The sequence below is a fragment of the Klebsiella sp. MS 92-3 genome (assembly GCF_000195655.1).
Taxonomy (GTDB): domain Bacteria; phylum Pseudomonadota; class Gammaproteobacteria; order Enterobacterales; family Enterobacteriaceae; genus Klebsiella; species Klebsiella pneumoniae.
This window is the reverse complement of the sequence record NZ_GL882770.1, coordinates 117,833-128,245: the sequence shown is the minus strand read 5'-3', so window position 1 is coordinate 128,245 and position 10,413 is coordinate 117,833. Positions and strand designations below refer to the sequence as shown.

11 protein-coding genes, 3 tRNA genes and 1 pseudogene are annotated in these 10,413 nt (G+C 54.5%); 4 read left to right on the top strand and 11 right to left on the bottom strand.

What is annotated here, in order from left to right; translation table 11 throughout:
- Window positions 1-12 precede the first annotated feature (12 nt).
- Window positions 13-651 carry an RpiB/LacA/LacB family sugar-phosphate isomerase gene (locus HMPREF9538_RS19950; RefSeq protein WP_002911528.1) on the bottom strand — a complete coding sequence of 213 codons (639 nt, stop codon included), beginning with the start codon at window positions 649-651 and terminating at the stop codon, window positions 13-15.
- Window positions 652-822: 171 nt separating this feature from the next.
- Between HMPREF9538_RS19950 and HMPREF9538_RS0127165 the strand changes: the two are divergent.
- Together HMPREF9538_RS0127165 and ftnA are read left to right on the top strand one after the other, a co-directional pair.
- Window positions 823-1,003 (top strand): annotated as a pseudogene (locus HMPREF9538_RS0127165) (hypothetical protein).
- 57 nt (window positions 1,004-1,060) lie between these two features.
- The gene (ftnA, locus tag HMPREF9538_RS19955; RefSeq protein WP_004141101.1) at window positions 1,061-1,558 is read left to right on the top strand and encodes a non-heme ferritin; all 498 of its coding nucleotides are present in this window, start codon (window positions 1,061-1,063) and stop codon (window positions 1,556-1,558) included.
- Window positions 1,559-1,593: 35 nt separating this feature from the next.
- Here the strand turns inward: ftnA and HMPREF9538_RS0127160 are convergent, their stop codons facing one another.
- Window positions 1,594-1,833 (bottom strand): YecH family metal-binding protein, encoded by a 240-nt coding sequence (locus tag HMPREF9538_RS0127160; RefSeq protein ID WP_004175410.1) that lies wholly within the window; start codon window positions 1,831-1,833, stop codon window positions 1,594-1,596.
- A gap of 191 nt (window positions 1,834-2,024) precedes the next feature.
- On the opposite strand from HMPREF9538_RS0127160, the gene tyrP reads away from it, so the two are divergent.
- Window positions 2,025-3,236, top strand: coding sequence for a tyrosine transporter TyrP (tyrP, locus tag HMPREF9538_RS19960; protein WP_004151453.1), 1,212 nt, complete (start codon window positions 2,025-2,027; stop codon window positions 3,234-3,236).
- A gap of 24 nt (window positions 3,237-3,260) precedes the next feature.
- Here tyrP and HMPREF9538_RS19965 read toward each other — a convergent pair whose 3' ends face one another.
- The 8 genes from HMPREF9538_RS19965 to uvrY all read right to left on the bottom strand — a co-directional run bounded on the left by HMPREF9538_RS19965 (window position 3,261) and on the right by uvrY (window position 8,668).
- A complete protein-coding gene (locus tag HMPREF9538_RS19965) occupies window positions 3,261-3,929 on the bottom strand; it encodes a YecA family protein (protein WP_004141106.1) in 669 nt (222 codons plus the stop codon).
- 98 nt (window positions 3,930-4,027) lie between these two features.
- Window positions 4,028-4,909 carry a dihydrodipicolinate synthase family protein gene (locus tag HMPREF9538_RS19970; protein WP_009484436.1) on the bottom strand — a complete coding sequence of 294 codons (882 nt, stop codon included), beginning with the start codon at window positions 4,907-4,909 and terminating at the stop codon, window positions 4,028-4,030.
- A gap of 227 nt (window positions 4,910-5,136) precedes the next feature.
- Window positions 5,137-5,223, bottom strand: a tRNA-Leu gene (locus tag HMPREF9538_RS19975).
- 13 nt (window positions 5,224-5,236) lie between these two features.
- Window positions 5,237-5,310: transfer RNA gene (locus HMPREF9538_RS19980), tRNA-Cys, on the bottom strand.
- Between the two features lie 40 nt (window positions 5,311-5,350).
- A tRNA-Gly gene (locus tag HMPREF9538_RS19985) sits at window positions 5,351-5,426 on the bottom strand.
- 150 nt (window positions 5,427-5,576) lie between these two features.
- A complete protein-coding gene (gene pgsA / locus HMPREF9538_RS19990) occupies window positions 5,577-6,125 on the bottom strand; it encodes a CDP-diacylglycerol--glycerol-3-phosphate 3-phosphatidyltransferase (RefSeq protein WP_004141115.1) in 549 nt (182 codons plus the stop codon).
- 57 nt (window positions 6,126-6,182) lie between these two features.
- A complete protein-coding gene (gene uvrC / locus HMPREF9538_RS19995) occupies window positions 6,183-8,015 on the bottom strand; it encodes an excinuclease ABC subunit UvrC (protein WP_002911538.1) in 1,833 nt (610 codons plus the stop codon).
- On the bottom strand, window positions 8,012-8,668 hold the full coding sequence (gene uvrY / locus HMPREF9538_RS20000; protein WP_002911539.1) for a UvrY/SirA/GacA family response regulator transcription factor: 657 nt from the start codon (window positions 8,666-8,668) through the stop codon (window positions 8,012-8,014). The genes uvrC and uvrY overlap by 4 nt, the downstream gene beginning before the upstream one ends.
- Window positions 8,669-9,129: 461 nt before the next feature.
- Here uvrY and HMPREF9538_RS20005 point away from each other — a divergent pair, with 461 nt between their 5' ends.
- Window positions 9,130-9,354 (top strand): DUF2594 family protein, encoded by a 225-nt coding sequence (locus HMPREF9538_RS20005; RefSeq protein WP_002911541.1) that lies wholly within the window; start codon window positions 9,130-9,132, stop codon window positions 9,352-9,354.
- Between the two features lie 67 nt (window positions 9,355-9,421).
- On the opposite strand, the gene sdiA is transcribed toward HMPREF9538_RS20005, so the two are convergent.
- The gene (gene sdiA, locus HMPREF9538_RS20010; protein WP_002911542.1) at window positions 9,422-10,144 is read right to left on the bottom strand and encodes a transcriptional regulator SdiA; all 723 of its coding nucleotides are present in this window, start codon (window positions 10,142-10,144) and stop codon (window positions 9,422-9,424) included.
- Window positions 10,145-10,413: the final 269 nt, after the last annotated feature.

Sequence of the window (10,413 nt, the reverse complement as noted above, 5' to 3'; positions counted from 1 at the left end):
CCCTGATGACGGTTAAGCGACGATCTGGCGAACAAAGTCTTCGATTGCTTTATCCTGGCAGTTTTCGAAGAAGCACTGCTGGAAGCGTGGGCCGGAGACTGCGGTTTTCACCAGCTGCGGATCGATGGCGCGCAGGGTATCGAGGTAGTTCTCTTTTACTACTGCTGCTTTGACCTGGTTGAGGATCCCGGCATTGCGCACCTGCGGTTCTTTGCGCTCCGGCGGATAGCCTTCGCCGTTGCGGCCGGTAAAGGCTTTTTCAAAGATAAACCGCACATTCAGTTCGGCGCCCCAGCCGAAGCCTTTGGCAAACGGCAGCGACAGCGCATTACCGTTGTTGATCTGGGCAAACAGGAACGCATCCGCCGGATCGATACAGTAGCCGCAGACCACGCCCGGATGGATGTTCAGCGACATCAGCGCCCCCTGACCGGTACCGCAGCCGGTGACCACGAAGTCAACTGCTTTCGAATTCAGCAGAATACTGGCCATGATCCCAAGATGGATGTAGGTCAGATGATGATCGTTCTCATCGCTCATGCCGACGTTATAGACCGGGAATCCTTTTTCGTCGGCAACCGCGTTAAGCTCCTTGAGGATGATGGCGTTTTTGTTCGCCTGGCTGTTCTCCATCATCAGTGCAATCTTCATGGTTTACTCTCCTGAATGCTGTGCGGGCCTGCCCGCAGAATGTCATTGGCGTTGACTGCACTCTACTACCTTGAAAACAAACTTTCAAATTTTATGAAAAGTTGTTTTAAAATTTACGCAGTGCTTCACACTTTCGCAGGCTCCCCCTGTCTGTTGACCTCAGCCCTCTGCATGCTGGCGTATCCGCTTCGTCCTCCCTTACCACCCGCCGGCGACAAAATCCTGACCGCCCCAGGCAATAATGAATAATAAATTAAAAGCATTCTCATTTATTATTAAACTGCCAATGCGTGTTATTCCCATTAGCATTTTAAATAAAAGATTTTTAAATTTACTTTTTGCAAATAATTAAATAACAAATTATAGTGGCAGCCAATAACATCTATTATTTAATTCCAGGAGTGCAACGATGCTGAAAACGGACATGATTGACAAACTCAATGAACAGATGAATCTTGAACTCTATTCTTCTCTTCTTTATCAGCAGATGAGCGCCTGGTGCAGTTACCACAGTTTTGAAGGCGCCGCGGCCTTCCTGCGTCGCCATGCTCAGGAAGAGATGACCCATATGCAGCGCCTGTTCGACTATCTAACCGACACCGGCAGCCTGCCGCGGATCAACGCTATCGCCTCCCCGTTTGCCGAATATGCCTCACTCGACGAGCTGTTCCGCCAGACCTACGAGCATGAGCAGCTGATCACGCAAAAAATAAATGAACTGGCGCACGCGGCCATGACCAGCCAGGATTACCCGACCTTTAATTTCCTGCAGTGGTATGTTGCTGAACAGCATGAAGAAGAGAAATTATTTAAATCGGTGATCGATAAACTGACCCTCGCTGGAAAAAGCGGCGAAGGTCTGTACTTTATCGATAAAGAGCTGGCTACCCTCGACGCGCAGAATTAATCCCCCGCGCCGCGACAGTCCGTGTCGCGGCCCCCTTAATGTCGGCAGATCTTATTTTCTGCGGTAGTAAAACCTTCCTCTCTGGCAATAAATTTGCCTTTTTTCTCTAAAAACGCCACCAGCTGTGCGGCGCTTAGATTCTCTGCTGAACAGGTGTGAAACCGCGCCTCTTCGCCAAAGCGGCGGCGAATGGCGGCCTCCAGCGAGGCGACCGTCCAGGACTCACCCGAGGCGAGCATCATCTGTAAAACTTCATGACCATGAATAGAAGACATAACCCCTCCTGCAAAAACCGCCAGCTTAGGCCAGACCGTCAACCCGCGCCTTGCGCCAGCGCAGGCTTTCGCCCTCTTATTATGTAAACATTTCATTACACAACTTGTAATCCCGATTTGACGAAAGCCGTAATATCCCCTACTCTGCGCGGCATAATTTATTGTTATTTGCTGTAGGGATAGCGAAAAGCGTGAAAAACCGCACTCTGGGCAGTATTTTAATCGTAGCTGGCACCACCATCGGTGCAGGAATGTTGGCAATGCCATTGGCCGCAGCAGGCGTCGGCTTTACCGTCACGTTGGGTTTACTTTTCACCCTGTGGGCATTGATGTGCTATACCGCCCTTTTGCTGCTGGAAGTCTACCAGCATGTCCCTGCCGATATGGGGCTCGGTTCTCTGGCGGCGCGCTATCTGGGCCGTTATGGGCAGTGGGTTACCGGATTCTGCATGCTGTTTCTGCTGTACGCCCTCACGGCAGCCTATATCAGTGGCGCCGGTGAATTACTCGCTTCCAGCCTCAACCAGTGGCTGGACTGGCAGCTACCGCCGGCCGCAGGCGTACTGATCTTCACCCTCCTCGGCGGGGCGGTAGTGTGCATTGGCACCGCGCTGGTGGATCTGTTCAATCGCTTCCTGTTTAGCGCCAAAATCGTCTTCCTGGTGATTATGCTGGCCCTGCTGATGCCGCACATTCATCAGGTGAACCTGCTGACGCTGCCGGTTGAGCAAGGCCTGGCCCTGTCGGCCATTCCGGTGATTTTCACCTCCTTTGGTTTTCACGGCAGCGTCCCGAGCATCGTCAGCTATCTGGGGGGGGATATTCGCAAATTGCGCCGGGTATTTATCATCGGCAGCTTTATTCCGCTGGTGGCCTATATTTTCTGGCAGCTGGCGACGCTGGGCAGTATCGACGCCCCGGCCTTTACCGCCCTGCTGGCAAATAACGCTGGTCTGAACGGCCTGCTGGAGGCGATCCGCGAAGTGGTGGCGTCACCGCATGTGGAGCTGGCCGTTCACCTGTTTGCCGACCTTGCGCTGGCGACGTCATTCCTCGGCGTCTCGCTCGGCCTGTTTGATTATCTGGCGGATATGTTTCAGCGTAAAAACAGCGTCGGCGGGCGTCTGCAGAGCGGGATAATCACCTTCCTGCCGCCGCTGGCGTTCGCCCTGTTCTATCCCCGCGGTTTCGTCATGGCCCTCGGCTACGCCGGGGTGGCATTAGCCGTGCTGGCGCTGATAATGCCGGCCCTGCTGGTCATGAAGAGTCGTCGAGAGCATCCGCAGGCTACCTGGCGGGTCGCCGGCGGCGCACCGACGCTATGGCTGGTTCTGCTGTGCGGGATCGGCATCGTGGCTATTCAGTTCAGCATCGCTGCCGGGTTGTTGCCCGCGGTGGGATAAAAAAGGGGCCTGCTGGCCCCTTGTTCATTTCGCTAAGCAACACTGCTTATACTTTTTACCGCTGCCGCATGGGCAGGGATCGTTGCGTCCGACTTTCGCTTCATTTCTTATTGGCTGCGGGGCCTCTACCGGCTGCGGATTCGCTATCCAGTACTGGTAAAGCGCCAGCGCCGCCGGCGTGATACGCTCGATGCTGGCGATAAATTCATCCGCCGTCAGATTATCCAGCGCGCTAAACTGTTCTTCGCTGCCGTGGAGCGCGATAGCGTCCAGCTCCGGCTGGAGTTCAGCGGGCAACGTCGACCAGTCGCTCAGCGCCACGCCGCGCAGATAGCCAAAGCACCACTCCTCAACTATGGTCAGCTCCTGACCTTCCGCTTCGCGGGTGCCGAACAGCGGTTCGAACTGATCGGGATAAGACTCCAGCCGTTCGGCGATATCGCTCATATGCTGCAGCGTCAGATTGACAAAGCGATCGCGCTCGCGATCGTTGGCCCAGCGCGGGACATTATCCGCCCCGCCCCAAATCGCCAGCAGCCACTGAGCGGGTTCGATGTCGGTCGGCGCAGAGAGGATCGCCGTCAGCAGGCCATCCAGTTCAGAGACATCCAGAATGGCGCCTTCGGCGGCGTATTTCGCCAGAGTGTCATCCAGCCATTCCAGTTCGTTTTCGTTCAAAGGTCCGGTATTCATTCACAGGCTCGCATGGTAAAAATCGGGCCTACAGTAGCCGAATTGCCAACAGAAAGCCACCCGGCGATACCTATTGCGCCGGTGTCAACGATACGCGATCAGGCCAGGCCGCGCAGCGCCGACGCCACCTCACGACAGGCCTCCTCCCCTAACGAAAGCAAAGGACGGGGAAGCGAGTCTGGATCGCAGAGTCCGAGCACCGCTGCGGCGCTGGCTATCACTCGCAGGCTACCACCATAGCGATCAAAGCATCGCCATAGGGGGGCCAGCTGCTCATTCAGTGCCGCAGTCTGCGCCACATCGCCGCTACGTATGGCTCTTACCAGCGCAAGTGAGCAGCGGGGAAAGAGTCCGCCGCAGACCGAATACCAGGCTTCGCAGCCGGCCTGCAACCCGGCAGTGGCCCACGCATCGCCGCTGACGCCAAGCGTAACGCGAGAGGGAAGATGCTGACGCAGGGCCGCTACACGTTCGCTCGCCTGTGGCGCGGGCAGGCCGGGAATTTTAATCGAGGCAATGGCCGGCAAGGCGGCGATGCGCCCCTGCAGCTCATCCGCCAGCATTACGTGGGTAGTGCGGGGATTGTCATACAGGCAAACCGGCACCGAGACATGCCGGCAAACTTCTTCGTAAAAGGCAAAGATCTCCTCCGCGGAAAGCGGCTGATAGGACATCATCGGCAGTAATAACGCATCCGCCCCTGCCTCCTGAGCATCCTCCACCAGGCGTAGCACCTCGTTAGTCGCAATGGCGCCGACGCCGACCATCATCGGGATCGACCCCGCATGCGCCTTCGCCACCTGCACCACTCGTCTGCGCTGCTCACGGCTGAGATAAGCGTAGCTACCGGTTGAACCTAAGATGCCCAGAGAGTCGACTCCGGCATCGGTAAGACGGGCGAGAATACGAATAAACGCTTTTTCATCAAATTTTTGCTGATGCAAAGGTGTCAAAGGAAATGCGCAAAGTCCACTGAACATGCTGCCTCCGGCAGGCTGGGCTGAGAGTCCGTTTGATAGTAGCAAGGCGCGATCGTTTTGTCCTGGGACAAATGAGAAATTGACTGTAAGGCAAGAGTTAACCGAAAAACGCCGTGGCGTCAGGCTGGCGGGAAAGGTATCAGAAAGCGAAAGTACAGAAACAAAAAAACCACCCGTAGGTGGTTTCACGACACTGCTTATTGCTTTGATTATTCTGTATTTCCCAATGGTACCCGGAGCGGGACTTGAACCCGCACAGCGCGAACGCCGAGGGATTTTAAATCCCTTGTGTCTACCGATTCCACCATCCGGGCTCGGGATATAAAGTGGAGGCGCGTTCCGGAGTCGAACCGGACTAGACGGATTTGCAATCCGCTACATAACCGCTTTGCTAACGCGCCTTTAATACTGAAGCACCCGCAACTGCCGATGCTGTTAATCTGGAGCGGGAAACGAGACTCGAACTCGCGACCCCGACCTTGGCAAGGGCGTGCTCTACCAACTGAGCTATTCCCGCATCATCAAGTTATTTGCTAATCACTTGATTTTGTTATCGTCTGGAAGACTGTGCCGCCGTTCGATGCGTTGCATTCTACTTATCTCTCGCGGTGAGTCAACGGTATTTTTCGCAACTTTGTATCGTTTGCTGAAAATAACGGCGAAACGATCACTGATCAAGCAAATCGCCGCGCGCCGCGTTCAAATACTGCAGCATCGACCACAGCGTCAGCACCGCCGCCACGAGGAAAAGCGCGATCCCGGCCCACTCCACCCACGGATAAGGACGCCACAGCATCCATACCAGGGCGGTCATCTGGGCGGTCGTTTTCACTTTGCCAATCCATGAGACCGCCACGCTGCTGCGTTTCCCCAGCTCCGCCATCCACTCACGCAGCGCGGAGATAATGATCTCACGGGCAATCATGGTCGCCGCCGGTAGCGTGACCCACCAGGTGTGATAGTGTTCGGCAACCAGCACCATGGCGATAGCCACCATGACTTTATCGGCAACCGGGTCGAGGAAGGCGCCAAAACGGGTGCTCTGATTCCAGCGACGAGCGAGGAAACCATCAAACCAGTCGGTTACCGCGGCAACAAAGAAGATCAGCGCGCAGGCAAACGGCGCCCAGCTAAAGGGCAGATAAAACGCCAGCACAAAAAACGGGATCAGGATGACGCGAAACAGAGTAAGCAACGTAGGGATATTAAATTGCATAGTGACGGGTAACTATCTGTTGTAAGTAAAAATTAGCCCTATGTTGCTACAGAGCCCCTAATGTTTCAACGAGTAGAAGATCTTTTCTGCCAGAGCGTGAGAGATGCCCGGTACTTTAGCAATTTCTTCGACGCTGGCCTGCTGTAGCCCCTGCAGCCCCCCCATATACTTCAGCAGCATCTGACGACGCTTCGGCCCCACCCCCTCGATAGTCTCAAGCGAGCTGGTGCTCTTCACTTTCGCCCGTTTTTTGCGATGCCCGGAGATCGCATGATCGTGCGATTCATCGCGAATATGCTGGATCACATGCAGGGCCGGCGAATCCGGCGGCAGGCTAAACCCTTCCCCTTCCGGCTCAAAGAATAACGTTTCCAGACCCGCTTTTCGATCGCTACCTTTCGCCACGCCCAGCAGCAGCGGATGATGTTTATCCCAGGGGACGTCCAGTTCAGCAAACACGGCTTTCGCCTGGGCCAGCTGTCCCTTGCCGCCGTCTATCAGGATCACATCCGGGATCTTGTTGTCATCAATCGCTTTACCATAGCGACGGCGCAGGACCTGATTCATCGCCGCATAGTCATCGCCAGGGGTAATGCCGGTGATGTTGTAGCGCCGATACTCCGCGCGCAGTGGGCCATTGCTGTCAAACACCACACAGGATGCTACGGTCTGTTCGCCCATGGTGTGGCTGATGTCAAAACACTCCATTCGCTTGACGGCCGGCAGCTCCAGTACGCTGGCCAGCGCCTGCAAACGCTGATGAATGGTCGATTGCTGAGACAATTTGGTCGTTAACGCTGTCGCGGCGTTGGTCCGCGCCAGCTTAAGATAACGCGCTCTGTCGCCGCGCGGCTTAGTCTGCACATTGATTCGACGACCCGCCAGCTCCGACAGCGAGTCGGCCAGCAGCGTCTTATCCCCAAGGTTAAAGTCGAGCAAAATCTCCCCCGGCAGCGTGCGCATTTGGCTGCCCTGCAGGTAGAACTGGCCGACAAAGGTCTCCACGACCTCTCCCAGCTCGGTGCCGCCCGGCACTTTCGGGAAGTAGCTTCGGCTGCCCAGCACTTTGCCCTGACGGATAAACAGCACATGCACGCAGGCCATGCCGGCATCGAAGGCGACGCCGATCACGTCGAGGTCGTCACCGGTGTTGGAGACAAACTGTTTCTCCGTCACGCGGCGGACGGCCTGAATCTGGTCGCGGATGCGCGCGGCCTCTTCGAACTCCAGGTTCTGGCTCGCCTTCTCCATCCGCGCGATGAGCTGGGTCAGCACCTGGTCATCCTTGCCGGCGAGAAACAGCCGCACATACTCTACCTGCTGAGCATACTCTTCTTCGCTGACCAGCCCGGCCACGCACGGCCCCAGGCAGCGACCAATCTGATACTGCAGACAGGGGCGGGAGCGATTGCGGTAGACGCTGTTTTCACACTGACGGATGGGAAAGATTTTCTGCAGCAGCGCCAGGGTCTCGCGCACGGCATAGCCGTTGGGAAAAGGACCAAAATATTCGCCCTTCGCATGTTTGGCGCCGCGATGCATCGCCAGACGCGGATGAGTATCGCCGCTGAGAAAAATAAAAGGATACGATTTATCGTCGCGTAACAGCACGTTGTAACGTGGCTGGTACAGCTTAATATAGTTGTGCTCAAGCAGCAGCGCTTCCGTCTCGGTGTGGGTGACGGTCACGTCGATTTGCGCGATAAGCGCTACCAGCGCTTCCGTTTTACGCGACGCAAGGTTGCTGCGGAAGTAGCTACTGAGCCGCTTTTTCAGATCTTTGGCTTTGCCAACATAGATGACGGTTCCGCCAGCATCATACATCCGATACACACCGGGTTGGCTGGTCACCGTTTTCAGGAAAGCTTTTGCGTCAAAAACATCACTCACTGGCTTGCTAACGACTCCGCATTACACAGGCCATGGCGAATTGCCAGGTGGGTCAGCTCGACATCGCCATGAATGTTTAATTTACTGAACATCCGATAGCGGTAGCTGTTAACCGTTTTAGGACTCAGATTTAGCTGCTCTGAGATCTCATTCACCTTCTGACCTTTGGTGATCATCAGCATAATCTGCAATTCGCGTTCAGACAAACTGGCAAACGGCGATTCTGTCTTTTCGGGTTCAATCTGACTTAACGCCATTTGCTGGGCAATATCGGAGGCAATATAGCGCTGCCCGGACGCGACGCAGCGGATGGCATTCACCACTTCCTGCGGCGCGGCGCCTTTACTGAGATAGCCTGCCGCGCCCGCCTGCATGACCTTGGCAGGTAAAGGATTCTCGGTATGCACGGTCAACATGATCACTTTGGTGCCCGCCACGGAGCGCGCGATTTTGCGCGTCGCTTCAAGACCACCGATCCCAGGCATGTTCATGTCCATCAGGACGACATCTGCGGAATTAGCCCGGCACCACTTGACGGCGTCCTCGCCGCAGCAGGCTTCGCCAGCGACTTTAATCCCTTTTATATCTTCCAGAATGCGTCGTATCCCTGCGCGCACCAGTTCGTGGTCATCAACAAGAAGAACGTTGATCAAAGGAATAATCTCCAGAATGAGGGATAACGCTACTGATACTTTATCTCCCACATATTACCGGGTTTTATTGCTATTTTAAAAGGCAAAAAAATGCCCTCGCCTCGATTTGGCTCTCATTTATGGCAATGTCTGTGCACACTAAGTGGAAAGTCATTGAGAACAGTCAGTTGCCCGGCTCTTATTTTTTAACAATACTCATACAGAAGGCACAAAAAACACAACAGATTACGTAGCGCATAAATACGAAGCAAAATATGTAACAATTATTAACGAGCTAAATAGATGGGGGAAATTATTGGCTTGCCGACGGCTATTACGTATTATCCGAAGCATAAAAACATTCACAGCTCAGATGAGAGAACAGAAATTAAGCACACCTTTTTTTTCTGTCGCTTGTGGTATACTGCGCGGCCTTCACATTGACTAGAGCGCAATAGCGCAGCGAGTAAACGAGGATATCGATGAGCACACCAGATTTTTCCACTGCAGAAAATAAGCAGGAACTGGCGCAGGAAGTCTCCTGCCTGAAAGCGATGATTACGCTGATGCTGCAGGCGATGGGCCAGGCGGATGCGGGGCGCGTGATTATTAAAATGGAAAAGCAGATTTCACAGATGGAAGATGAGGCTCAGGCCGCCGTATTCTCCAGCACCGTTAAGCAGATTAAACAAGCCTATCGGCAGTAATCCTGTGCCGGCTGAAAGTATCACTGACAGCCGGTATCACGTCTGACACGCAGAACGGCAGGCGCATTCAGATTAGCCCAGTCGCCACGGCGTAGCAGGCAATTTGCGTTTTATTCGGCGCATTAAATTTCCGCTGCATATTCTTCTGATGGAAATTCACCGTATTTTCCGAAATCGAGAGAATCATCGCCACCTCCGCCGAAGTCTTTCCTTCCGCCGTCCATTTGAGGATTTCCAGTTCGCGGCGGCTGAACTTCATCTCCGGCGGCATCACCATCTCATCTTCCAGACGCAGCAGCGTCAGCAAGCTTAGTTCAGTCAGCGTTCGCAGACGCAGCTCAAGCTCATCTTCAGGGTAACCGCCCGGCAGACGATTGTTCGCGGAGACAGAGAGAAATCCCTGAGCATGGTTTGGCAACGTCAGGCACTGCGTCACGCCCTTTTGCAGACCATGGTCACGCGCCCCGTCCCACAGTGCCGGCGCATCACGAAACAGGCTGTCGTTCCATGGCAGATGGCCACGCATAAAATTCTCCGGCCGTAACACAGGATCTATCGCGAAATAATTTTCTGCCTGATAGTGCGACATCCATGCGCGGGGGTAAGTCGACTGGAACGTAACGCGGGGGCGGGTGAAAGGCACCGGGTGGCGCACACAAAGCGTGTAGTAATCATATTCCAGCGCTTCGGTTTCACGTTGCAGGAGATTATAAACCTCCTCGCCGGTGGCCATGGACTGAAATTGGTGCAGCATATCCCGCCGCCAGCTGAAAAAATCATTGTCCCTCATAGCTGTGCAAATAACTCCTGATTGATAATCATTATTATAAATACAGAAAACTAACACATAAATCTTATTTATATGTATAAAATATCGTAGCTGTCGCATTTATTAGTCTGAAGGCTTGCCATTTTCCCGCTCGCCGCACAGAAACATAGCGTTTTTCTCCCATCATGTTCTACACCCTGCCAAGGGCGATGGGAAGCGGTGTATACGGCCGTGGGAGTCAATAGCGCAAAGACGTGTCGCGGGGGCGTTACCCCGCCGCGAGAGTGGGC